The organism is Solibacillus faecavium, from assembly GCF_014836905.1.
Classification (GTDB): Bacteria; Bacillota; Bacilli; order Bacillales_A; family Planococcaceae; genus Solibacillus; species Solibacillus faecavium.
In genome coordinates this window covers 363068-386680 of sequence record NZ_JACSPZ010000002.1, presented here as the reverse complement: position 1 = coordinate 386680, position 23613 = coordinate 363068, and the positions used below count along the sequence as shown (strand labels likewise).

Here is a 23613-nt window from a genome sequence, read left to right as displayed (position 1 = left end):
CGGAAATTCTCCCTCTATTTAGCCGGATTTTTTAGTGATTTTCAAAATAAGCGGAATTTTTACCTCTATTGCCGCACGCTCGATTGATCTATTAGCGACGCCAATTTATCCTTTGCATAAATTTATTTGCAACCTATAATTAAAACAACGATAGTAAAAGCTTCTACATGAGGCAAACTATACTCGTGTTAGGAGGAAATGACATGCAAATACAGTTTTTAGGTACTGGTGCAGGAATGCCGTCAAAAGAACGCAATACGAGTTCCATTGCATTCAAACTTTTGGAAGAACGAGGATCAATTTGGTTGTTTGACTGTGGGGAAGCGACACAGCACCAAATTTTGCATACATCAATTAAACCGCGGAAAATTGATAAAATCTTCATTACGCATTTACACGGTGACCATATATTTGGACTGCCTGGTTTTTTAAGTTCCCGATCCTTTTTAGGTGGGGAGAGTGTATTAACGATTTACGGGCCAGTTGGTTTAAAACAATGGATTGAACAAACATTACAATTATCGAAAACTCATTTAACCTATCCAATCGAATTTGTAGAAGTAACAGAGGGAATCGTATTTGAAGATGAGAAGTTTATTGTCTATGCGATGCCGCTTCAGCACGTCGTTCCATGCTTCGGCTACCGGATTGAACAAAAGCCAATGCAGGGCGAGCTGTTAATTGAAAAGGCGTTAGCGTATGGTGTACCAAAAGGACCGTTATTAGGAAGATTAAAAGCAGGTCATTCTGTACAATTAGAGGATGGAACGATTGTGGAAAGCAGTGATGTGACGTCACCCCCACAGCCAGGATTTACCGTGGCGATTTTAGGGGATACAAAGTATTGCGAAAACAGTATCCAGTTAGCACAGAATGCGGATGTTATGATACATGAAGCAACATTTGACCATTCGACAATCGAACTTGCGGCCCAGTATGGACATGCGACAAATACAGAAGCAGCTCAAATTGCGAAACAGGCACAAGCAAAACATCTGCTGTTGAATCATATAAGCGCCCGTTTCCTGAAACATGATTTAATCCCGTTTTTGGAAGAAGCTAAAGCGATTTTCGAAAACAGCTATTTAACGAATGATTTTAGCCAATATGAGTGGCGGAAAAATGAATTGATTGAAATTGAATAAGCGAATTTAAATTGAGGAGTATAGTAAATGCTAGAATATTTACTATACCCCTCTTTACTTATTTAAGAAAAATATAGTCATTTGCAGAAAGTTTTCGCTATAATGGAGAAAAGGGGGATGAATGATGCAGCAACCGACAATTTCACCGAAACTATTACGATTGCTAGTTATTTTTCCAAATGTCATGAGCTATATTTTATTATTTGGAGTAGTCGTCTACATACGTACCAACCTAGATATGTTAAAGGCAACAGATAGTTTAACTATGTGGCTGATTATAGCCGCAGTACTAGGTCCGATTTCTTTGTATACGACATTTAGTATTGTGAAGCGAATTAAGAATGGAATGTTGTAAAAGGTTCCGGTTCGCATAAGGAATGAAAACAATTAAATTATTAATCATATTTCTAAACACTCAGTCATTATTTAAACTGAGTGTTTTTAATATTTAGCTTAAACTGGTGAGTCAATCTATTAAATATTTACTTTTGAAGCCCAATTTGTGAAACCGATTTTCATTAATTTTTCGGCAGCTTCACTTGGACTAATGAGGAAGTCATGTTCTACCCAATTTTTTAAGAAGCCAATTGTGCCGAAACTTGCAAAAATGGCATAATCTAAATCGTTATAAACGTACATTAAATAGTTGCTCAGTTCAATGGCAAGATGATGAAAATCGAGTGTATTTTGCAATGCATGTTGATAATAAGAGCGGTATTTAATAATGTGTTGACACAGGTTGAGCGTAGTTGTACTACTGAATTCATGAGGATTTTTTATTTCATAATGCATGAAAAATTCCCTGTGAATCTGCTGTTTTACATACAAATGGAGCTGCTCTCGATTGGCGAAATGAGTGTAAAAGGAAGAGCGTGATGTATTAGCAACTAGAACAATTTGTTTTACTGATACTTGGGTAGGTGGATGTTGATGAAGGAGTTGCAAATAAGCTTCCTGAAACGCGTTTTTTAATGATTTCAAATGTGACAACTCCTCGGACATTTTCATTCAAAATGTCTGAATTATATTTAATGAATGCGGTTACAATTAAATTATAAAAATATTGGAGGTATGTCAAATGACAAATCAAGTTTATGTGATTACAGGTGGTTCTGGTGGAATGGGTAAAGCGACTGCTGAACTCGTAGGGAAATACGGTACAGTATTACTTGCAGATATTTCTGAGGAGCGTTTAGAAGCAACAAAACAGGAGTTAGCTACAAAAGGGATTACGGACGTTCATTATCAAACAGTTGATATTACTTCTAAAGAAAATGTAGATGCTTTAGCAGCAAAAACGAAACAACTAGGTACATTAAAAGGTTTAGTACATACAGCAGGGATTTCTCCAACTATGGGTGATGCAAAGAAAATTTTAGATGTTAACCTAACAGGAACAATTAATGTATTAAATGCATTTTATCCGCTAGCAACTGAAGGTACATCTGCAGTTATTATTTCATCTATGAGTGGCTATATGGTACCCCCACAAGGACCTCATATGGAAGTAATCCGCAATCCATTTGGTGAAAATACTGTCGAAACGCTAGAGCAATTTTCTCAAGGGAATTCTGGCGCGGCATATACGTTTTCTAAATTAGCTGTACAAGTAATTGCTGAAGATCAGGCTTGGCATTGGGGTGAAAAAGGCGCACGTATTAATTCACTTTCTCCAGGGACGATCAATACATCAATGGGTCGCCAAGAGGCAAAGCAGTCTGAGCAAATGGCACAATTACTTGCGATTACACCTTTAAAAAGAGAAGGGGAAGCACGTGAAATTGCAACGGCTGTTGAATTCTTATTGAGCGATGCAGCTTCTTACATTACAGGTATCGATTTACGTGTAGATGGGGGAACAGTGCCAAACTTACGTAAAGTACAAGCAGCCCAACGATAATATATTTTCTTAATAGAAGAGCTTGGGTGCAAAAATACCCCAAGCTCTTTTGCATACATACTATTTTCATTTGTTATTATATTACTTGCCATTTCCGATACGATTTTGTTTAGCATGTGATTTATCAAACGGTCGAATTAAGTTTTTTACTCCCCGCGTGCCAGTTCTCTGGACCGGTTTTCTGCGCTTCTGACGCAGTTTGCAATTGTCTCGTTAAAGGACATGGATTCCAATGCTTTAATCCCAGCCTCTGTCGTTCCTCCTGGACTCGTTACCTTTTTGCGCAGTGTTTGCGGCTCGACATTACCGGATTTCAGCATTTCCGCAGATCCTGCAATCGTCTGAACCATTAGCTCCCGTACGACTTCCTTTGATAAACCGAATTCAGCTCCGGCATTTTCAAACGCTTCAACTAAATAATATAAGTAAGCAGGGCCACTGCCGGATAGAGCTGTTACCGCATGGAGTTTTTCCTCCTCGACTTCAATGACAGTGCCAACCGCTTCAAGCATTTGAATATAAAGTGCATGTTGAACTTTTGTTACATGTTTATTGAATGCAATACCTGAAGCAGACATCCCGATTGTAGCGGAAGTGTTTGGCATGACACGGGCAATTGGTCGGCTTCCAAGATACTGCTCGATCGTCTCAATGCTAACACCTGCCAGTACCGATAAAATCGCGGTATCAGTACCTAAATGAGGTGCAATTACCTCCATTGCAGCGCGGGCATCTTTTGGCTTCATTGCTAAAATAACCAGATCCGCATCGTGCAACTGCGAAGTATCCCCCATTAGGTTGACATCATAGGCTTCAACAAGTTCCTGTAAGCGTTCTTTATTGGACCGATTGGATATGAACAAAGCCTTTGGGTTAACGACACTCTTTTTTATCCACCCATGAATGAGCGCTTCTGCCATGGACCCAGCGCCGATAAATATAATCTTTTGCATATTCTATCCCTCCGATTTTTAATTCCGATTCCTGTTAATGTTAAGATTTTTGTTTTAAGAACATAAAAAAGCATTTTCATCCCTACAATCAGTAAGGACGAAAATGCATTGATTTCCGCGGTACCACCTTTATTCACACATAATGTGTGCAGCTTCAGCCTTTTTATCGCAAAGGGTACGGTTATGTTGTCATAACGGCTCAAAAGGAGGTTCGATTATTTCAGCGGGTTATGCCGATTTCAGCAAAGACGGCACTCTCTAAAACCTTAAAATAATGTACTTGGCTTTCTCATTGCCTGTAAATTTAGAATTATCAAAAATTATAGTGGTGTATTGAAATACTGTCAACCTTTAACGTGACGAATTAGAAAAAAAGAGTTAAAATAAATGAATAGTCATTCAGAACGAGCAAGCCAAAGGGGATTAAAACATGGAAGTACATAAAATTGTTATACCAACACCATATGCAGTGGGAGATGTAAATGCTTTTCTAGTAAAAGGAGATGCACTTACTTTATTCGATGCAGGACCGAAAACGGAAGAAGCGTATGAAGCGATCAAATGGGGTCTGCGCAGTGCAGGTTATGATTTGAAAGACGTGGAACAAGTCGTATTAACTCATCATCACCCGGATCATGCAGGGTGGATCGATGCATTTCCAGGTGCGGAATTGTTAGGCCATGAATATGTCGATTACTGGATGAAAAAAGAACCATCATTTCTACAGTATCACGAGCAGTTTTTTAAAAAGCTATTAAAAGAGCAAGGTGTACCTGATAAATATGTAAACCGAATCTTACACGTAAAAGGGGAAATCGAGCTATTCGGCACGATTCCATTGACGGGTTATTTAAAAGAAGGCGATGAAGTGCCAGGCCACCCAGGGATGAAAGTATACGAAACACCAGGTCATGCGCAAAGCCATTTAATTTTCGTTAATGAGCAAACGAGAGAATGTATCGGCGGAGATTTACTATTGGAACGCACATCTTCCAATCCATTAGTAGAGCCACCAATTGATTTATCGATGGAACGACCTAAATCACTCTTGCAGTATAATGAATCACTAAAACGCCTGAAAAACTTAGGAATTTCAAAAGTGTACTCAGGTCACGGCGGGGAACTAACACAAATTGAACCACTTATCGATGAGCGTTTGGAAAAACAAAGACAACGTGCATTTAAAGTCTACGGTCTACTAGATAAGCCGCAAACCAACTTTGAAATGACAACGCAATTATTCGAACGTATTTATCAACAGCAATTAGGCCTGACGCTATCAGAGACATTGGGGCAATTTGATTATTTAGTGGATCAAGGGATGGTTGAGATTGAGGAGCAGGATGGGGTTCAGTATTACAAAAAACGTTAAAAATTTATTTATTTTGTTTTTATGATGAGGGAAGCTGTGAATGGACATTCTGGACGCGGGGGTGACTACCGCTTCAGAGAGGTGAAATGAGCTTGATTAGCGAATTCCTTACATTACTTAAATGCCACTTCAGTTACGAGTTTATCGAAAGGATGTCCCTTCATGCTTAGTGATCGCTGGATTCCGAATGATAGAAATCAAATAGCGACTAAATGTAACGAAACTAAAAAATATTGTGTGTAAGGGGAATAATAATGCCTTGTAAAAGTTGTTTGGTTTTGGAATTACAGTTTGATATTTTGTTAAAGGAATCAAAAAATTTATCGATGATACCTGTATTAGTCAACCACTTTCAAAGAAGAGATTTAATGATAAAAGTCAAAGATAATCAGGTAATCATTAATGAATCTAGTGTAAGAGAACTTTTAGATTTTAGTGAACACTTTATGGATATAGAAAATCTCTATTTTCGTTTTGAGGAGAATGATTGGAAACCTATTAAGGAAATAGAAAACATTTTAGACATGAAGTGGATTGATGAGGTAATACATAGAAAATCCATTGTTAGCTATTCGCAGCCTATTGTCAATTCAAATGAGGTAATTTACGCATATGAGGTGTTATCTCGATTTACACGTGAAGATGGAACCCTTATCTATCCAAATGAAGTTTTTACTGCCGCCAAAAGCCGTGGACGTTTATATGCTTTAGATCGTTTATGTCGAATGGCCGCTGTTAGCTACTCAGCAATTTTGAAAAAAAAGACTTTTATTAATTTTATTCCGACTTCAATCTACTCACCTGAGTTTTGCTTACAGTCAACGGTTAAACTAGCTAATTCATTAGGAATTGATCCAAATCAACTTGTATTTGAAGTAGTTGAATCTGAGCAAGTAGATGACATAGAACATTTAAAGTCTATTTTAAATTACTATAAAGAAAAAGGTTTCCAGTATGCTTTAGATGATGTCGGTGAAGGTTACAGCACTTTGGAAATGCTAAAAGATATTCAACCTCATTATATGAAATTGGATATGAAGTATGTACAAGGTGTAAGTGCCGATCACGAAAAACAAAAAATTGCTCAAATGTTCTTAGAAAAAGCAATTGAAGTTAGCGCTACACCATTAGCAGAGGGAATTGAAAGCAGAGAAGATTTTGAATGGTTAAAGCAATGTGGTTATCAACTATTCCAAGGGTACCTATTTGGAAAACCTAGCATTGAGCCTAAAAGATAAATAGTGGAATTAATAGAATAAAGGGGATGGAGTGCCAGGTTACCTAGGAGGATACTGAGTGAGACATCGGGGTGATTCCATTATTTGGTGTATCGGGTAGCGAATGGGATTAATTATTACAAAAAACGATAATAATTTATTCGCTTTGTTTTATTATGAGGAAAGCTGTGAATGGACATTCTGGACGCGGGTTCAAATCCCGCCGTCTCCATATAAAAAGATCGAAACCCTAGATAAATAAGGGTTTTCGATCTTTTTGTGTTATAGGAGAGTATTTCCCACCCATCACTAAAACTTCTATCATTCATTCGATATAAATGAAAATTTTAAAATTATGTGTCTTAGTAAAATAAAATTATATAAAATATACTACTATGTTACATTATTTGGTAATATTAAGTGTAATTAGAAATTGGAGGTTTTATTATGCCATTACCATTTATTCCGCTAGTAATTGCAGGTGCAGTGGCGGCTTCGACAGCTGTAGCAAGTAAAAAAGGATACGATTCTTATAAAAATATGAAAGAAACGAAGGAGCTAGCAGAGGAATTACATAAAAAGTATACAACTGCGTACGATGCCTTTGATAGCATGAAAGAACAAACGAATGAACAATTCGAGCATTATGGAAAGCTAAAGCTGGATATTTTAAATGAAACGATGAAGCATTTCATTAAATCTTTCAAACAAATTAAACATATTGAGTTTAAAAATGAGTCTGAAATTGAAAGCCTAGTTAATAGTGCAGATGTAGACCAACTTGTGGTTACGATTGAAAAGCAAGTTGTAAAGGCAGGTCAAGTACTGACTGCGGGTGTGGCATCGTTAGCAGGTGGTGGCTTAGCAGCTATGGGAGCTGTAGGTGCGACAACTACATTTGCTGCTGCTTCAACGGGTACGGCTATCGCATCATTAAGTGGAATTGCAGCACAAAATGCTACATTAGCATTCCTAGGAGGGGGCTCACTTGCGACAGGGGGCTTAGGCATTGCTGGTGGAACGATGGTACTTGGAGGTATTGCGTTAGCTCCAGCCTTAGCACTAGGAAGCTTAATTTTCGCTGCGACGACTGAAAAGAAGCTTGAGAAAATGTATGAGAAAAAAGCTGAAGTAAATGCTGAGGTGCAAAAGTTAACGTCTGCTTCAGCAGTATTAACGAGAATTGAAATGGCTACAAAAAATATGTATGATTTAGCGGATGGTGTAAAGAAAGTATTCGACCGTGAAATTAAAAGTATGGACCTCATTTTAAGTGAAAAGGGCTTAGATTTCCGCAAATACACAAAGGAAGATCAGCAAACAATTCATAAAAATTACAAGCTAGCAGTTATTACACGTGATATTTTAAATATCTCGATTTTAACGGATAAAGGTGATTTAGTGCCAAATTTACAGCAGGTGATTACTACAGAAAAAAGAAAAATTCAAGCATTATAAGGAGGCGCTCTGATGGTTGCATTAAGGCAAACTGAGATGGATTTTATAGCCGGACAAGTTGTTAGTGAAACAATTGAGAAACAGGGCAATGCATTAATTGAAACTGTTGCAGGAATGGACCGTTTAAAGGATGTAGCCAAGCAGTATATCAATTGTGCTCCTAATATAACGCAAGGGCGTATGTTTGAAATTATCGAAACGACAAAATTTAATGCAGCGGCAGCAAAAGCTGGGAGTTTATTGCGTGCGGTTACGACGGAGCAGTTAGGAGAGCCACATGCTGCTGCGGATATTTTCATTCGTGATGCAAAGGGCGAGGTGTTAAAGGAGATTCAGGCGAAATCCTATAATTCAATTGCAACGACGGCAAGGGCTGTAGCAGATGCAAAATATAATGGTATGGAACGTCTCGTTAATGTGGAAAAGGAAGGCCACGTGAAGGAATTAATAGAAAAGCGTATGAATTCAAACGGAATTTATGCGCAGGATTATAGGGATGCACAAGGGGTTGTGACTGGGAAAACTTCCTATGAAAATATTACAAGTGGTGGTACAACATATGATCAATCGCTTGAAGCAGCCAAAAATACAGAGCAGTTTGCGAAAAAATTGAACCGTGTGGAGTTTATCTCAGGTGCTTCTAATGCGATGCTTTGTGGCGCTTTAGCGGGCGCATTTATTGGTGGGACAGTAAGCATGGTTGCCAATGGATACAATAAAGAGTTTAGCGTGAAGGAAACGGGAAAGGCTGCGTTAAATAGCGGGTCTCGAAGTGCGGTGATTGGTGGCGTGTCTTACGGAATTAAATTTCTAGGGAAAAACAACCCGATTATGAACGGTAATATTGCTTCTGCATTAGCGAGCTCAGCTGTTAATATGACAGAGTTAACTTATAAGTTTTTATCGGGTAAAATTTCTATTGATGCTTATGTACAAGGGCTTGGATCGAACGCGGTAAGCTGTTTCTCCGGTATTTTAATGACAGCGGCAGGTGCAGCATTATTCGGACCGATTGGCGCCGCTGTTGCAGGTTCGGTAGCTTTAATTGGTATGAAACAGTTATATAAAGTGTTTCAAGCGGCACACAATGACCTTGCTTTAGCGAAAGAGACAAGAGTTTTAGCCGAGCAGATGGCGGCAGCTGTAATAGAACAAGTAAAGCAAGAGGAACAGCTATTAGTCAATTACTATAATGAATATACTCAAACGTTAAAAGAGTTAAAAGTCGTTGTTGATATGGCGGGCATAGATGAATCCTATACTGAAAAAGCAATCATTGCGTTAGCGGACGGGTTAAACATAAAATTTGAGTACAACACGTTGGAAGAATTTACAGACTTTATGCTCAGCGATGATATTTTAAAGTTATGATGTATTCATTCCCTTGTACCGAGTGTGGTGCATGCTGCAGCAGTATAAATAATATAGAGTTTTTAACTGAATACAATCGGGATGGTGTATGTGTTAATTTAGTAAATAATCGATGTACCATTTATGAGAGCCGTCCTTTACTGTGCAGAGTAGACGCTGCTTTTGATGAGATTTTTTCAAAGAATATGACGCGAGAGGCATACTATTTAGCGAACGCATTAGCTTGCAACGAACTTCAAGTAGCCAAAAATATAGATAAAAAGTTCAGAATTGATATTGATTCGCTGAAAGCTTCGATTAGACTAATCTAATTCGAAGCTTTTAAATTATGGTTCTATATGAGGTATCCAAACAATTTTAAAATTAAAAAAGCACAAAATCACTCTTTATTCTATACTTGTATTATCGAGAAATAAGCAATAGAAAGGTGATTTGTGCTATATGAAAAGGACCCCTTTGTTGGATATACACAGGACTCAATTTGTTACTGATGGTCTTGTATAATTTCAATTATCCCCGCACCAAAAGAATTTATTTTCATTTCACCAAGTCCGGTAACTGTTTTTAATTCGTCTAGGCTTCTTGGTTGCTTTAGTAATAAATCGTCTAACGTTTTATTAGTAAAGATGTGAAATGCTTTCATGTTTTTTTCCGTTGCTAATTTCATACGGAACTTTTTTAATGCTTCTTCTAATTCTGTATGATTTGGTTTGACGGGTGTAACGGTTACGTTACTTTCACTTTGATTATTTATAGTTTCTTCTAAAAGTTTGATCTCCACTGTGTCCATTTCTTCATCAGAGTTCGTATATTTAAGATGCGAGGCTTTAATATATTCGCTCATTTCTCCCATACGGTTATCCATAAAGTGAACGGGAGAGGGTTTTTTTAGTTCTCTTTTTATAAATTCTACTAAGCCGTCGACGCGCAGTATTTTATCCTTTACATGTTTACTAGCTTTTTTTGTATTAATAACGGTTCTGTTATTTGTAAAAACAACGACACTTTTAATGGGTGTTCGATTAACTGCCCCCATATCCTTCATATACGATTCAAATATTTCAACTTGTCTTTCAACTTGGCGAACGGGACTATAGAATCCCTCCTGAAATGCTAATTTGTTGCCTTTATAAGCTTGGCGAATAAATTCATCTTTCTCATTGACTAAAATATTGCCGAAGTAATTTTTCACTTCAATTATCAAAAGAAACTTCCTTGTAAGAACTACAAAGTCAATTTGAGCTTTTAAATCATTATGAAAGACTCGAACATCGTGCAGTATATGTAATGGTAAAAACGAATTTTGTAATTCAAAAAGGACGCTGTTTTCACCTTTTAAACCTAGTTCTATTAGCTTTATTTTTTCATGAAGATTTTTTTGTATATTCACATCTTGTGTATGTTCTAATTCTCTTTTATATTTTTCGATTAGCTGAACGCTTTCTGTCGATTCTTTGACAAGTATGGGTGTTTTTAAGTTTTCTTTGTCCGTTAAAGCATTTGCCATTCTTTTAAGAAAGCCAACCTGTTTGAATTCCATGCAATTTAAACCTCCTATTATTGCTGCAATAAAATGTATATAATTTACATTTTAACACAAATATTCAAATATAGATTAGGTGACTGAGTAAATATTGAGGCTTTCGGTGTTTTCAGAGAAAGTCGTCATACTAACGATTGCATGACAAGGCTTAAAGCATCCTGAGTAATTCATCCTTTCCCAACTGTTTAAAAAATGGAAAGTTTCCCTGTTTAGTGTACATACAGCTCTTTTGGTTTTAGGTCTTCTTTTAGTATATCCCCACTTATGAATCTATTTTGCTAGAGTTTGTTTAATATTAAGTAACTAAAAAACAGATTTCCTATCCGTTTTTTTGTATAATTTTATCAAAACATACATATGTATGTTTTATAGAGGGAGGGAAATAGGAATGACAAATTTTACGAGTGTTAAAGAAAAAGTAGTGATTGTAACTGGTGCAGCAGATGGTTTAGGCAAAGCAATTGCTGAAACGTATGCAGCGAATGGCATGCTAGTGGTGTTATCGGATGTGAACGAGCAATTGGGGCAGAAAGTTGTAGAAAACATTTCCGAATCTGGTGGAGAGGCAGTATTTTATAAGGCTAATGTAGCGAATGAGGAAGAAATCATCGCGTTAGTGCAATTTGCAGTAGAAAATTATGGTGAATTGGATGGCATTGTGAATAACGCAGGTATTGCAGCACCGAATAAAGTGCTTCATGAGTTATCATTAGCGGAATTTGAAGCAGTTCAAAATGTTAATTTTAAAGGCGTATTTTTAGGTATGAAATATGGAATTGAAGCAATTTTAAAATCGAAGTCAACTGGTGGTTTCGTTATAAATATCGCTTCATTAGCTGGATTACAAGCGAATAGTGGTATGAGCCTATATACAGCCTCTAAGCATGCGGTTGTTGGTTTGACGAAAAATGCTGCATTAGATTATGCAGCACATAATATTACAGTAAATGCAATTTGTCCTGGAACGTTTAGAACTGCTATTTGGAACGATGCCCCAGAAGAAGTGATTACTAGTCTGGCAAAGCAACTTTCTCCAAATGGGCGTTTAGGAGATCCAACAGAGATTGCCAACTTAGCATTATTTTTAGCTTCGGATTTATCACGTTTTACAAATGGTTCGATTATTAGTATGGATGCAGGAGCTTCAGCCGGAAAAGCCTTACCGCTAGAGTGGGAGAATCCGGGTATTTTAGGAGAATAAAATGTTTGTTATACTCCGATAAGGGGTGAAGTGTCATGATAACAACTAAGGAAGAAATGAGCAAAGTAGCTGTTTCACTTTTTAAACAGGATGGATTCGAAAACATAAGCGTCGCAAAAATTTGCGAAGCATTAAATGTAACAAGAGGTTCATTTTATCATCATTTTGAAAGTAAAAATGAGCTGTTATTATTTTGGTTTACTAAAAATGCACAGCAGTTTGTACATTTTGATCGTACAATTAGTTCGCCCAAAGCAACTTTAAAAAAATTTATACTAGATTATGCATCGCTCATTACTTTAATTGGTAAAGACCTCATGTACTTCATTTTTATGGCGGAACTCGAATTGAAGGGTGAGCATTTTTATATTTATTACGGTGAGCGACAGGAATTTAAAGAGCTTGTTGATCTGGCAAAGGAAAAAGGTGAAATTACATCACTTATTGAGACAAAACAATTAATGGATATGTTTTCAGCTGCTTTTTTAGGAACAGTTGTCTTATGGCGATTCCATCAGGATGAGTTGAATATAATCGATAATGTAGAACAAATTTTTGAAACAATTTACAAATAAGATGTGCAGGCTAGTCAAACTTTTTAACTTCTATTTATGCCATGAATGAGAGAGGATATGTCTATGGAGAAAGAAAATTTCGATATTATCATTGTTGGCGCTGGAATGGCTGGTGTATGTGCTGCAATTGAAGCGGCTAAAGCAGGTCTAAATGTATGTATGCTTGATGTAAGCTATGGTGGTGGAGCCAGTGGGATTTCTGGAGGGGTCGTATATGCAGGTGGTGGGACATCTACTCAGAAAGAAGCGGGTGTGTTAGATAGTATTGACAATATGTATCGCTATTTGAAACGTGAAGTGGGAAATGTTGTATCGGATGCGACGATTCGACGTTTTTGCGAAGAAAGCCCAGCTTCAATTGAATGGTTGAAAGATAAAGGTGTGAAGTTTATTGGTACAGTATGTCCATATAAAACATCTTATCCAAACGATCAATTTTACTTATATTATTCAGGAAATGAAAAATCATATCCTTATAAAACTGAAGCTTCTCCTGCTCCTCGTGGCCATCGTACATTTGCGAAAGGGCTCGATTCAGGGAAAGTATTAATGGAAACGCTACTTTCGTATGCTAAAAAACTACCTAATATTGATTTTCGCCCTTTATGCAAAGTAACCGATTTGTTGATCTCGGATGGAAAAGTAACGGGTGTGAAGTACCGTGGTGTAAAAAACTTTGATCATCCGAAACATAAACGTTATGCTTCAATTGGCACAAACTACGGCAAATACATTAAACCACTCGGCAAAAAAATGGATGAAAAGAGCCAGAAAATTTGGGAGCAGCACGCTAAAGATCATGAATTAACGGCAAAAGGTGTTGTATTAAGTGCTGGTGGATTTATATTTAATGAAGAAATGCTTAAACAATACGGGGCAAAGTCTCAACATGTGATGCCACTTGGTACAGTACATGATGATGGTTTTGGTATTCAGTTGGGCTTAAAAGCCGGTGGTACTGTAGACCATATGGATGTTTTATCGATTTGGCGTTTTCTTTCACCTCCTTCTGATTTTATACGTGGAATTGTTGTCGATAAAAAAGGACAACGTATATTAAACGAGGATTTATATGGTGCGACTTTTACAAAAAAGATGGTAAATGAGCACAACGGAGAAGGGTACTTAATTATGGACCGTGAAATTTGGCAGGACGCAAAAAAGAACGGTCCACGTGAATCATTATCGTTCCAAGCACTGATGATGCGTTATTTATTTACATTAGGATTCTATAAAGCAAACTCTATACCGGAATTAGCGAAAAAGGTCAAACTTCCTGTTGAACAGGTGACGGAAACAGTGAATGAGTATAATAACGCGATTTTTACGGGACGTGATGAGCCGATGCACAAAACACCGGAATCAGCTTCACCAATCTTTCGTCCACCATTTTATTTAGTAAATGTCTCGATAAAAAACTCACCTGCTTTTCCAGCACCAGGCTTAACATTGGGTGGCTTAAAAGTGAACGAAGAAACCGGACAAGTCATAACTTCATCTGGGGAATCGATTGAAGGACTATATGCAGCAGGACGTACTGCAGTTGGTATTTGTTCAAATAGTTACATTAGTGGACTTTCATTGGCCGATGCCATGTTCTCAGGACGTCGAGCAGCAAGACATGTAGACCACCTCTGTCAAATCGATTCAAACACAATAGAAAACAATAACTTACTGTACACTTAATCTTTTTTCACATTTGGTCACAAACTATAGTTCATTTGGGATCCTAAATTCATTAAAAAACCAGTCACCGGCAAAACATCGGCAACTGGTTTTCTTCTATTATTATCTCTAAATTAAACCGTCTTCTTAATCTGCAATGCCATCGCTGCACCGAAGAATTCATAGTGAATTTTATCAGCCGATACACCGAGCTCGACTAAGTATTGAATGACTGTTTCCATGAATGCAGTTGGGCCACATACATACACTTCCATACCTGGTACAAGGAATTCCTCGATTTGGGCTTTTGTTACATAGCCATCTAGATCTGAATAAACTGCTTTGTATTTGCCGTCTGTAGCGGCTACATTTTGTTCGATAGTTTCTTTAAACGCTGCTACATTTTCGTTGCGCGCACATTGGATGAATGATGCTTGGCGGCCTTCCATTGTTTTAAGCATGCCTTGTAGTGGTGTTACACCTACACCGCCGCTAATGAATAGGACAGGGCTATCATTTTGTACTAATGTGAACACACCTGCTGGAGCACTTACATCGACTTTCGTGCCGATTTGTGCGTTATGCAGGAAGTTTGAAACAATGCCGTTTGGTGTTACATCGTCTTCACGTTTAACAGAAATGCGGAAATAGTCTTCCGTTCCGTCTGTAAGTGTGTATTGACGGTTCATTAAGAACTCTTCACCAGGTACTTGTGTACGTAATGTAATGAATTGACCAGCTTTGAATGCAGGTAATTTCTCACCGTCCGCAGGTTTTAAATAGAATGACTTCACTGCATCGCTTTCTTCCTCTACTTTTTCAATCGTAAACTCTTTGAATAAGCGCCAGCCTCCTGCATTTTCAGTAGCTTTGTATAAATCTTCCTCCACTGAAATAAATACGTCTGCAATGACACCGTAAGCTTTACCCCAAGCATCGATAATTTCATCAGTAGCGGCATCTCCAAGAACTTCTTTAATCGCTGCTAATAAATATTGACCTACAATCGGATAATGCTCTGGTAAAATACCTAAGCTTACGTGTTTATGCGCAATTTGAACAACAGCTGGAACGATTGCCTCCAGGTTATCGATGTGAACTGCTGCTGCATACACTGTGTTTGCTAATGCCGTTTGCTGACGGTCTTTCTTTTGGTTTGTATGGTTAAAAATGTTTAGTAATTGTGGATTGTCTTTAAATAGATTTGAATAGAAAGTTTTTGTAATAGCTAATCCGTGTACCTCCAATACTGGTACTGTAGATTTAATTGTATCAATTGTTTGTTGTGCTAACATAAAGCGCACGTCCCCTCAAAAATTTAGATAGTTTGTTTCTTGCACACTCAATATACTGCTCAGTAAAATTTAAAGCAATATGAAATATACATCTTTAACAAATCTGTCACAAACATATATCTAAAATACATCTTTTAAAATTAAGTCGTTCTAGTCGACCAAACCTTAGAAAATGTTATACTGAAAGTGAAGAAAGATGGTGAACAGCGTGCGCTTAACAGTATATACAGATTATTCTTTACGTACGCTCATGTATTTAGGTGTACGTGGTAGAGAACATTTAGTAACAATCCAGGAAATTGCAGATGCGTATCAAATTTCCAAAAATCATTTAATGAAAGTTACTTATGATTTAGGACAGCACGGATATATTGAAACAATCCGTGGACGCGGAGGCGGGATTCGTCTGGCACTAGATCCAACACAAATTAATATCGGTGAGGTAGTCCGTAAAACGGAAGAGGATTTTCACATAGTTGAATGTTTTAATCCTGAAAGCAATCTTTGCAAAATATCACCCGAGTGCAGGCTGAAATTTGCATTGGCTGAAGCATTAAAAGCTTATTTAGCTGTACTTGATTCCTATACATTGGCAGATGTTCTCGTATCGACAGACATTTTAAGTGAATTATTTGGTATAAACGAAACTAGTAAATAACTGTTTACTAGTTTTTTAATATAAAAAAACAATGGTAAAAAGGGGAAATTATGAGAAAAACTATCTTTATAACGGGTGCTACAAGCGGCATCGGACGGATTACAACGGAAATGCTTGTAAAGGCGGGGCATACAGTGTATGCAACCGGACGAAATGAAAGTGCATTGAACTATTTAAAAAGTATTGGTGCCATTGCTATTAAAGCGGATTTACGAGTAACTTCTGATATAGAGGATGTCGTATCTCAATTACCGCCAATTGATGTCGCGATATTAAATGCGGGACTCGGCTATTTTGAGAGCGCGGTTAATTTATCCGATCAGGAAGTCGATACAATGCTAGATGTAAATGTTCGTGCGCCAATTTATTTAACGAAAAGACTGGCTCCTGCAATGATCGAAAAAAACGGAGGGCATTTTATATTCGTTGGTTCACAGGCAGGGAAGGTCGCAACAAAAAAAGCGAGTGTTTATGCAGCGAGTAAACATGCCGTCACAGGTTTTGTGAATGGACTTCGATTAGAGCTTAGCGATCACAACATCTTTGTTACGGGAATTTACCCTGGTCCGATTGATACGCCTTTCCTGCAAAAAGCGGATGCATCAAACGTTTACCGTGAAGCTATCGGAAAGTTTTTAATCCAACCGGAAAAAGTTGCAACCGAAGTAATGCGTGCAATCGAAAAGAAGCCACGTGAAGTGAACTTACCTCGTATTATGAGTGTGACAAGTAAACTATACGCAGTCGCACCTGTCCTCGTCGAGTTTTTAGGAAAAGGATTCTTTAATAAGAAATAAGGAAGATATTGAGGAACTTATTATATATAGATTTCATGGTATAACGGAATAACCTTTATTATAAAACAGAAAGTATATGAATTGATTGGAGTGAAGGGGCGACTCCAACGGGAATAGCGTGAGCCTGAGACTACAGGCTCAGGCCACGCCCGTGGAAAGCGTCCCCGTAACGGAAATCAATTCTGGTAGAGCAGAAAAACCAATTTTTTCACAGAGAAAATTGGTTTTTCGTTTTCTAGCCAATTTTTAAATCCATGCAAATATTAGCATTTTTATGCAAAAACGAGTAAGTACTGAAACCATCAAAATAAATGTTTTTAGATAGTACAAAAAACTCTAAAATTTTATATAAATGCAGTTGCGTTTATTTTTATAACATGGTACTATTCGTGTATAAACTTTTATTACATTGTATAAACATACATCATTTGGGGGCAATTAACATGGCAAATAAGAAAGTCGTATTAGCATATTCAGGTGGTCTTGATACATCAGTAGCAATTCCATGGTTAAAAGAACAAGGTTGGGACGTAATTGCAGTATGTCTAGATGTGGGTGAAGGAAAAGACCTTGAATTTATTAAAAACAAGGCACTTCAAGTAGGTGCCATTGAATCATATATGATCGATGCAAAAGACGAATTTGCGGAAGAATATGCACTTATCTCATTACAAGGGCATACATGGTACGAGCAAAAGTATCCATTAGTATCTGCATTATCTCGTCCATTAATTTCAAAAAAATTAGTTGAAATTGCAAACGAAACAAACGCTGATGCTGTTGCACACGGTTGCACAGGTAAAGGGAACGACCAAGTTCGTTTTGAAGTATCAATTAAAGCGTTAAATCCTGATTTAGAAGTGTTAGCACCTGTACGTGAGTGGGGCTGGAGCCGTGATGAGGAAATCGAATACGCTGCAAAACACGGTGTGCCAATCCCGGCAACAATCGATTCACCATTCTCAATCGACCAAAACTTATGGGGCCGTGCGAACGAAGCTGGCGTAATGGAAGATCCTTGGGTAGCACCACCTGAAGAAGCATATGGCTTAACAGTATCAGTAGAAAATGCACCGGATACTGCTGAATATGTGGAAATCGAGTTCGTTGAAGGTAAACCAGTTTCTATTAATGGTAATGAAATGAAACTTGCAGATTTAATTGAAGAATTGAATAAAGTAGCAGGTAAACATGGTGTTGGCCGTATCGACCACGTTGAAAACCGTTTAGTTGGTATTAAATCTCGTGAAGTATACGAAATTCCAGGGGCGAAAGTGTTACTTACTGCGCATAAAGAATTGGAAGATATCACATTAGTGAAAGAGCTTGCACATTTCAAACCAATCATTGAGCATAAATTATCTGAGATCATCTATAACGGTCTTTGGTTCAACCCGATCCGTACTGCATTAGAAGCATTCTTAAAAGAAACGCAAAAGTATGTAAACGGTACAGTACGTGTGAAATTATACAAAGGCCATGCGATTGTAGAAGGCCGTAAATCAGCAAATTCTTTATACTCTGAAGAATTAGCTACGTATTCTAAGCATGACAAGTTCAACCATGCATCAGCTGTTGGTTTCATCGAACTATGGGGTATGCCAACTGTTGTTGCTTCTGAAATTGCAAAAAATACGAAACAAACAGTAAAATAATTAAAATATAGTGAAGTGAGCGATTCGGTTCCCGAGTCGCTTCTTCTTTTAACTTCAATTATTAGGTACGGTTATGCTCATTAATCGAAGTTAAAGCCTCTTTCAGACACAAAGCTGCCGAGGCAAAACGGATAAGGAGAGAAATCATTATGGCAAAATTATGGGGCGGTCGTTTCCAAAAATCAGCGGAAAGCTGGGTCGACGAATTCGGAGCATCAATTGGCTTTGATCAACAATTAGTATTGGAAGATATTGAAGGATCTGTTGCACACGTAACAATGCTAGGTGCACAAAGTATATTACCAGCTGAAGATGTAGCGAAAATTATAGACGGCTTAGCGCAATTAAAGGTTAAGGCGGAAGCTGGGGAGTTGGAATTTTTAGTTGCAAATGAAGATATTCATTTGAATTTGGAAAAAATGCTAATCGATTTAATCGGACCAGTAGGAGGAAAACTACATACTGGACGTTCTCGAAATGATCAAGTAGCAACAGATATGCATTTATTCTTAAAGAAACGTGTGCCTGAAGTAGTTGGGTTAATAGAGAATTTCCAAAAAACAATCATTGCGCAAGCAGAGGACAATATCGAGACAATTGCACCAGGTTATACGCATTTACAACGTGCACAGCCAATAAGCTTTGCACATCATTTAATGGTATATTTCTGGCAAATAGAGCGTGATAAAGAACGCTTTATCGAATCGATGAAGCGCATTGATATTTTACCATTAGGTGCCGGTGCGATGGCAGGTACAACTTTCCCAATCGATCGGCTTAAATCAGCGGAACTACTAGGCTTTTCTCAAGTTTATGCCAACTCAATGGATGCGGTAAGTGACCGTGATTTCATCGTGGAGTTTTTATCAAATTCGGCATTATTAATGACACACTTATCCCGTTTTGCTGAGGAAATTATAATTTGGTCGACAGATGAATTTAAATTCATTGAACTGGATGATGCATTTTCAACAGGTTCATCGATTATGCCTCAAAAGAAAAACCCGGATATGGCAGAATTAATCCGTGGTAAAGCGGGCCGTGCATTCGGTAATTTAGTAGGTCTTTTAACGGTTTTAAAAGGCACGCCATTAACGTATAACAAAGACATGCAGGAAGATAAAGAAGGCATGTTTGATACGATGGAAACGGTACTTGGCTCTCTTAAAATCTTTGAAGGAATGGTACGCACAATGGTCGTGAATAAACCACGTCTTCATAGTGCAGTTCATTCAGACTTCTCCAATGCGACAGAGCTTGCTGATTACTTAGCGACAAAAGGAATGCCGTTCCGTGAAGCGCATGAAGTAACAGGGAAACTAGTATTTACATGCATCCAACAAGGTATTTATCTATTAGATTTACCTTTAACTGAAATGCAAAAGGAATCCGCTTTAATAGATGAAGATATTTATGAAGTGCTAGCTCCAGAAGCAGCAGTACGCCGTCGTAATTCCCTCGGTGGCACAGGCTTTGAGCAAGTTGCAAATCAAATTGAAATTGCGAAAACACACTTAAAATAATGCATAAAAGACGCTCTGTAATCATAGTTATTACAGAGCATCTTTTTTTATTTCTAATTTTTTTACTATATATTAAGAGATTTCAACCAAATAGAGTGAAATTATATCAGTATTATTAAAAAGAAAATTCTATCTTTTCAAATAAATGTATATATGATAAATTGTAATAAAATAAAAAATATTTAGACAATTCAGTCGATATATTTGAAAGGGGTAATAACCAGAAATATAAAATACTCTTTTTAAAGTGAGTTATAAGAACATATCTATTAACAATTTAATAGAATCATGCCATTCGAATAGTGTACTCATTAGACAAAGAGAAAAAGGCTAACTTAGAAAAGGGGGGCACTGCTAACATGTTAGGTTATATAGTAAAGCGTTTTATTATGATGATAATGACAATATTGATAATTGCATCACTAACATTTTTCTTAATGTTCCAAATACCTGGTTCACCGTTCGATTCAGATCGCACAACTAACCCGACAATTCAAGCAAACTTAGAAAGCTATTATAACTTAGATAAACCACTCTATATTCAGTATTTTACATATTTAGAACGGATCATTACTTTCGATTTCGGACCTTCCATTAAAAAACCGACTGAAACGGTCAATGGATTATTGGAACGAGGCTTTCCGATATCGTTTGAACTTGGTATAGCTACGATAATCGTCGCGCTTATTTCCGGGATTCTTCTTGGGACAATAGCTGCCCTTAGACATAATGGAGTCATAGATTATACTGCGATGACGATTGCGGTAATTGGTATATCTTTACCGAACTTTATTTTAGCAACACTACTTATTCAGGTATTCGCTGTAAATTTGGGCTGGCTACCTGCTGCGACTTGGTCAAGTACGAAACATATGGTGCTCCCTATACTTGCTTTGGCGACTGGTCCAATGGCCATTATCGCACGTTTAACTCGTGCCAGTATGTTGGAAGTATTAACGCAGGATTATATTAAGATGGCACGTGCAAAAGGGTTAAAACCTTGGAGAATCGTTGTAAGACACGCACTTCGTAATGCACTAATGCCAGTTGTTACAATTTTAGGCACAATGTTAGCCGGAATTTTGACTGGTACATTTGTAATCGAGAAGATATTTGGAATTCCTGGTATGGGGAAATATTTCGTTGAAAGTATTAACAATCGAGATTATCCACTCATCATGGGGACAACGGTGTTTTACAGTGCATTTTTAGTGTTTATGCTGTTTTTAGTAGATATTGTTTATGGATTCTTAGACCCCCGCATTAAGTTACACAAAAAGGAGGGGGATGCATAATGGCACAAACAAAAGTAATTCCAGAAGAATGGTTTGCACCTGCTCCAAAGGATGCGGAAAGCAAGGAACAGGTTGTACGTCCTGCATTATCCTATTGGGCGGATGCATGGCGCCGTTTACGAAAAAATTATTTAGCATTATTTAGTCTTGTTTTTTTATTCTTATTATCGGTCTTTGCCATCATAGTCCCGATTATTTCACCACACTCCGTAACGGATATTAACTTACCAAATCAAAATTTAGCGCCGAACGCTACACATTGGTTTGGAACGGATGAGCTAGGACGTGATGTATTTACTAGAACATGGTACGGCGCACGTATTTCATTGTTTGTTGGGATTGCTGCAGCGACGATCGACTTTTTAGTTGGCGTTATTTATGGTGGTATTGCTGGATATAAAGGCGGACGAACAGATTCAATTATGATGCGTTTCGTTGAAATACTATACGGCTTACCGAATTTAATTGTTGTTATTTTATTAATGGTCGTTATGGGTCCAGGTATGACCACAATTATTATCGCACTTACGGTTACGGGCTGGATTGGAATGGCTCGTATTGTCCGGGGGCAGGTTTTACAGCTGAAAAATTATGAATTTGTAACAGCTTCTAAATCGTTTGGTGCTGGCACGATGCGCATCATTCGTAAAAATTTGCTGCCAAACTCTATGGGACCAATTATTGTACAAATGACATTAACTGTTCCAACCGCAATATTTGCTGAAGCCTTTTTAAGCTTTTTAGGACTTGGAATTTCAGCTCCTTATGCTTCATGGGGAGTAATGGCGAACGATGCATTATCAGTAATTTCAACAGGGCATTGGTGGAGATTATTTTTCCCAGCCGCTTTTATTTCACTGACGATGTTTGCATTTAACACATTAGGTGATGGATTACAGGATGCTCTTGATCCAAAGTTAAGGAGGTAAACATTCATGAAGGCAACAATCGACAACAATCTGACCGAAAAAACTTATATCCATCCAATTGTGATGGAACAGGATCTGGAAGCAGTTCTCACTATCGAAAATTTACAGGTAGAATTTGAAACATTCGGAGGATCAGTTCAGGCCGTACGCGGTGCTTCATTTCAGCTATTTAAAGGGGAAACATTAGCGATCGTTGGAGAATCCGGCTGTGGTAAAAGCGTTACGTCGAATGCGATTATGGGCCTAATACCAAATCCGCCCGGTACTGTTAAAGCAGAGAAAATCATGTTTAAAGATAAAGATTTATCGACATTTACAAAAAAGCAATTCCGTGAAATTCAAGGTAAAGACATTTCAATGATTTTCCAAGACCCGATGACCGCTTTGAATCCAACATTAACAATTGGCGAGCAGCTAACAGAAGGTTTAAAGACACATAAAAAGATAAGCTCCGCCGATGTAAAGAAAAAGGCAATTGAAATGCTGAATTTAGTAGGGCTATCTAATCCGGAAGATCGGTTAAAACAATATCCCCATCAGTTTTCAGGTGGGATGCGACAGCGTATCGTAATTGCGATCGCCTTAATTTGCGAACCGGAACTGCTAATAGCAGATGAACCTACAACTGCACTTGATGTAACCATTCAAGCCCAAATATTAGAACTATTTGCTGAGATCCAGCAGCGTACTGGTGTTTCGATCATTTTAATTACACATGATCTTGGTGTTGTAGCAAAAATTGCTGACCGAATTGCGGTTATGTATGCAGGTCAAGTGATTGAAATTGGTACGAAACGAGATATTTTTTATAACCCTCAACATCCATATACACAAGGATTATTAAATTCGGTACCTCGCCTTGATTTAATGGAAGAGGAGCTTAAGCCAATTGATGGCACACCCCCTGATTTATTTGCACCACCACCGGGATGTGCTTTTGCAGCAAGATGTCCAAAAGCAATGATTGTGTGTAATAAAGTTGAACCTGATACAACGGCAATAAATGAATTTCATCAAGTAAGCTGCTGGCTTCAGGATCCGCGTGTAAAACAATAGGGTGA

General features: G+C 37.7%; 22 protein-coding genes and 1 other annotated feature. Of the genes, 18 read left to right on the top strand and 4 right to left on the bottom strand.

What is annotated here, in order from left to right; genetic code table 11:
* Positions 1-203: 203 nt before the first annotated feature.
* Complete coding sequence (gene rnz, locus H9635_RS05365; protein ID WP_191699118.1) at positions 204-1145, top strand: ribonuclease Z; 942 nt, start codon at positions 204-206, stop codon at positions 1143-1145.
* A gap of 124 nt (positions 1146-1269) precedes the next feature.
* A complete protein-coding gene (locus H9635_RS05360) occupies positions 1270-1500 on the top strand; it encodes an acyl-phosphate glycerol 3-phosphate acyltransferase (protein WP_191699117.1) in 231 nt (76 codons plus the stop codon).
* Between the two features lie 119 nt (positions 1501-1619).
* On the opposite strand, the gene H9635_RS05355 is transcribed toward H9635_RS05360, so the two are convergent.
* Positions 1620-2126, bottom strand: a complete 507-nt coding sequence (locus tag H9635_RS05355) for a TetR/AcrR family transcriptional regulator (protein ID WP_191699116.1) — start codon at positions 2124-2126, stop codon at positions 1620-1622.
* Between the two features lie 97 nt (positions 2127-2223).
* Between H9635_RS05355 and H9635_RS05350 the strand changes: the two genes are divergently transcribed.
* A complete protein-coding gene (locus tag H9635_RS05350; RefSeq protein ID WP_191699115.1) occupies positions 2224-3045 on the top strand; it encodes an SDR family oxidoreductase in 822 nt (273 codons plus the stop codon).
* Positions 3046-3191: 146 nt separating this feature from the next.
* Here the strand turns inward: H9635_RS05350 and proC are convergent, their stop codons facing one another.
* Positions 3192-3998, bottom strand: a complete 807-nt coding sequence (gene proC, locus H9635_RS05345; protein ID WP_191699114.1) for a pyrroline-5-carboxylate reductase — start codon at positions 3996-3998, stop codon at positions 3192-3194.
* 90 nt (positions 3999-4088) lie between these two features.
* Positions 4089-4300: a binding site (T-box leader), on the bottom strand.
* A gap of 128 nt (positions 4301-4428) precedes the next feature.
* On the opposite strand from proC, the gene H9635_RS05340 reads away from it, so the two are divergent.
* The 5 genes from H9635_RS05340 (at position 4429) to H9635_RS05320 (ending at position 9727) form a co-directional block, all read left to right on the top strand.
* Entirely contained in the window at positions 4429-5370 is a 942-nt protein-coding gene (locus tag H9635_RS05340) for an MBL fold metallo-hydrolase (RefSeq protein WP_191699113.1), read from the top strand.
* A gap of 278 nt (positions 5371-5648) precedes the next feature.
* Positions 5649-6608 carry an EAL domain-containing protein gene (locus H9635_RS05335; RefSeq protein ID WP_318245180.1) on the top strand — a complete coding sequence of 320 codons (960 nt, stop codon included), beginning with the start codon at positions 5649-5651 and terminating at the stop codon, positions 6606-6608.
* 426 nt (positions 6609-7034) lie between these two features.
* The gene (locus tag H9635_RS05330; protein WP_191699111.1) at positions 7035-8045 is read left to right on the top strand and encodes a hypothetical protein; all 1011 of its coding nucleotides are present in this window, start codon (positions 7035-7037) and stop codon (positions 8043-8045) included.
* Positions 8046-8057: 12 nt separating this feature from the next.
* On the top strand, positions 8058-9416 hold the full coding sequence (locus H9635_RS05325) for a hypothetical protein (RefSeq protein ID WP_191699110.1): 1359 nt from the start codon (positions 8058-8060) through the stop codon (positions 9414-9416).
* Entirely contained in the window at positions 9413-9727 is a 315-nt protein-coding gene (locus H9635_RS05320) for a YkgJ family cysteine cluster protein (protein ID WP_318245179.1), read from the top strand. Before H9635_RS05325 ends, H9635_RS05320 begins: the two co-directional genes overlap by 4 nt.
* Before the next feature lie 173 nt (positions 9728-9900).
* Here the strand turns inward: H9635_RS05320 and H9635_RS05315 are convergent, their stop codons facing one another.
* Complete coding sequence (locus H9635_RS05315; RefSeq protein WP_191699109.1) at positions 9901-10956, bottom strand: NERD domain-containing protein; 1056 nt, start codon at positions 10954-10956, stop codon at positions 9901-9903.
* A gap of 391 nt (positions 10957-11347) precedes the next feature.
* Here H9635_RS05315 and H9635_RS05310 point away from each other — a divergent pair, with 391 nt between their 5' ends.
* The 3 genes from H9635_RS05310 (at position 11348) to H9635_RS05300 (ending at position 14421) form a co-directional block, all read left to right on the top strand.
* Positions 11348-12160, top strand: coding sequence for an SDR family NAD(P)-dependent oxidoreductase (locus tag H9635_RS05310; RefSeq protein WP_191699108.1), 813 nt, complete (start codon positions 11348-11350; stop codon positions 12158-12160).
* A 35-nt stretch (positions 12161-12195) separates the two neighbouring features.
* On the top strand, positions 12196-12735 hold the full coding sequence (locus H9635_RS05305; protein WP_191699107.1) for a TetR/AcrR family transcriptional regulator: 540 nt from the start codon (positions 12196-12198) through the stop codon (positions 12733-12735).
* 63 nt (positions 12736-12798) lie between these two features.
* On the top strand, positions 12799-14421 hold the full coding sequence (locus tag H9635_RS05300) for an FAD-binding protein (protein ID WP_191699106.1): 1623 nt from the start codon (positions 12799-12801) through the stop codon (positions 14419-14421).
* Between the two features lie 113 nt (positions 14422-14534).
* Here H9635_RS05300 and hmpA read toward each other — a convergent pair whose 3' ends face one another.
* The gene (hmpA, locus tag H9635_RS05295; protein WP_191699105.1) at positions 14535-15695 is read right to left on the bottom strand and encodes an NO-inducible flavohemoprotein; all 1161 of its coding nucleotides are present in this window, start codon (positions 15693-15695) and stop codon (positions 14535-14537) included.
* Positions 15696-15903: 208 nt separating this feature from the next.
* Here hmpA and H9635_RS05290 point away from each other — a divergent pair, with 208 nt between their 5' ends.
* The 7 genes from H9635_RS05290 (at position 15904) to H9635_RS05260 (ending at position 23608) form a co-directional block, all read left to right on the top strand.
* Positions 15904-16353 (top strand): RrF2 family transcriptional regulator, encoded by a 450-nt coding sequence (locus tag H9635_RS05290; RefSeq protein WP_191699104.1) that lies wholly within the window; start codon positions 15904-15906, stop codon positions 16351-16353.
* Positions 16354-16403: 50 nt separating this feature from the next.
* On the top strand, positions 16404-17150 hold the full coding sequence (locus H9635_RS05285; protein WP_191699103.1) for an SDR family NAD(P)-dependent oxidoreductase: 747 nt from the start codon (positions 16404-16406) through the stop codon (positions 17148-17150).
* 443 nt (positions 17151-17593) lie between these two features.
* A complete protein-coding gene (locus tag H9635_RS05280; RefSeq protein WP_191699102.1) occupies positions 17594-18805 on the top strand; it encodes an argininosuccinate synthase in 1212 nt (403 codons plus the stop codon).
* 149 nt (positions 18806-18954) lie between these two features.
* A complete protein-coding gene (gene argH, locus H9635_RS05275; protein ID WP_191699101.1) occupies positions 18955-20328 on the top strand; it encodes an argininosuccinate lyase in 1374 nt (457 codons plus the stop codon).
* A 359-nt stretch (positions 20329-20687) separates the two neighbouring features.
* Positions 20688-21623, top strand: a complete 936-nt coding sequence (locus tag H9635_RS05270) for an ABC transporter permease (protein ID WP_191699100.1) — start codon at positions 20688-20690, stop codon at positions 21621-21623.
* Positions 21623-22552, top strand: a complete 930-nt coding sequence (locus H9635_RS05265; protein ID WP_191699099.1) for an ABC transporter permease — start codon at positions 21623-21625, stop codon at positions 22550-22552. The genes H9635_RS05270 and H9635_RS05265 overlap by 1 nt, the downstream gene beginning before the upstream one ends.
* Positions 22553-22615: 63 nt before the next feature.
* Entirely contained in the window at positions 22616-23608 is a 993-nt protein-coding gene (locus H9635_RS05260; protein ID WP_404828842.1) for an ABC transporter ATP-binding protein, read from the top strand.
* The last annotated feature ends 5 nt before the right edge of the window (positions 23609-23613 follow it).

What these genes read in the sequence shown, in the direction of transcription:
- argH (WP_191699101.1), top strand. Translation starts at nt 18,955, where the DNA reads ATGGCAAAATTATGGGGCGGTCGTTTCCAAAAATCAGCGGAAAGCTGG.
- H9635_RS05285 (WP_191699103.1), top strand. Translation starts at nt 16,404, where the DNA reads ATGAGAAAAACTATCTTTATAACGGGTGCTACAAGCGGCATCGGACGG.
- H9635_RS05340 (WP_191699113.1), top strand. Translation starts at nt 4,429, where the DNA reads ATGGAAGTACATAAAATTGTTATACCAACACCATATGCAGTGGGAGAT.
- H9635_RS05300 (WP_191699106.1), top strand. Translation starts at nt 12,799, where the DNA reads ATGGAGAAAGAAAATTTCGATATTATCATTGTTGGCGCTGGAATGGCT.
- H9635_RS05360 (WP_191699117.1), top strand. Translation starts at nt 1,270, where the DNA reads ATGCAGCAACCGACAATTTCACCGAAACTATTACGATTGCTAGTTATT.
- H9635_RS05315 (WP_191699109.1), bottom strand. Translation starts at nt 10,956, where the DNA reads ATGGAATTCAAACAGGTTGGCTTTCTTAAAAGAATGGCAAATGCTTTA.
- H9635_RS05320 (WP_318245179.1), top strand. Translation starts at nt 9,413, where the DNA reads ATGATGTATTCATTCCCTTGTACCGAGTGTGGTGCATGCTGCAGCAGT.
- H9635_RS05265 (WP_191699099.1), top strand. Translation starts at nt 21,623, where the DNA reads ATGGCACAAACAAAAGTAATTCCAGAAGAATGGTTTGCACCTGCTCCA.
- H9635_RS05280 (WP_191699102.1), top strand. Translation starts at nt 17,594, where the DNA reads ATGGCAAATAAGAAAGTCGTATTAGCATATTCAGGTGGTCTTGATACA.
- H9635_RS05350 (WP_191699115.1), top strand. Translation starts at nt 2,224, where the DNA reads ATGACAAATCAAGTTTATGTGATTACAGGTGGTTCTGGTGGAATGGGT.
- hmpA (WP_191699105.1), bottom strand. Translation starts at nt 15,695, where the DNA reads ATGTTAGCACAACAAACAATTGATACAATTAAATCTACAGTACCAGTA.
- H9635_RS05310 (WP_191699108.1), top strand. Translation starts at nt 11,348, where the DNA reads ATGACAAATTTTACGAGTGTTAAAGAAAAAGTAGTGATTGTAACTGGT.
- H9635_RS05325 (WP_191699110.1), top strand. Translation starts at nt 8,058, where the DNA reads ATGGTTGCATTAAGGCAAACTGAGATGGATTTTATAGCCGGACAAGTT.
- H9635_RS05270 (WP_191699100.1), top strand. Translation starts at nt 20,688, where the DNA reads ATGTTAGGTTATATAGTAAAGCGTTTTATTATGATGATAATGACAATA.
- H9635_RS05305 (WP_191699107.1), top strand. Translation starts at nt 12,196, where the DNA reads ATGATAACAACTAAGGAAGAAATGAGCAAAGTAGCTGTTTCACTTTTT.
- H9635_RS05330 (WP_191699111.1), top strand. Translation starts at nt 7,035, where the DNA reads ATGCCATTACCATTTATTCCGCTAGTAATTGCAGGTGCAGTGGCGGCT.
- H9635_RS05260 (WP_404828842.1), top strand. Translation starts at nt 22,616, where the DNA reads ATGGAACAGGATCTGGAAGCAGTTCTCACTATCGAAAATTTACAGGTA.
- rnz (WP_191699118.1), top strand. Translation starts at nt 204, where the DNA reads ATGCAAATACAGTTTTTAGGTACTGGTGCAGGAATGCCGTCAAAAGAA.
- proC (WP_191699114.1), bottom strand. Translation starts at nt 3,998, where the DNA reads ATGCAAAAGATTATATTTATCGGCGCTGGGTCCATGGCAGAAGCGCTC.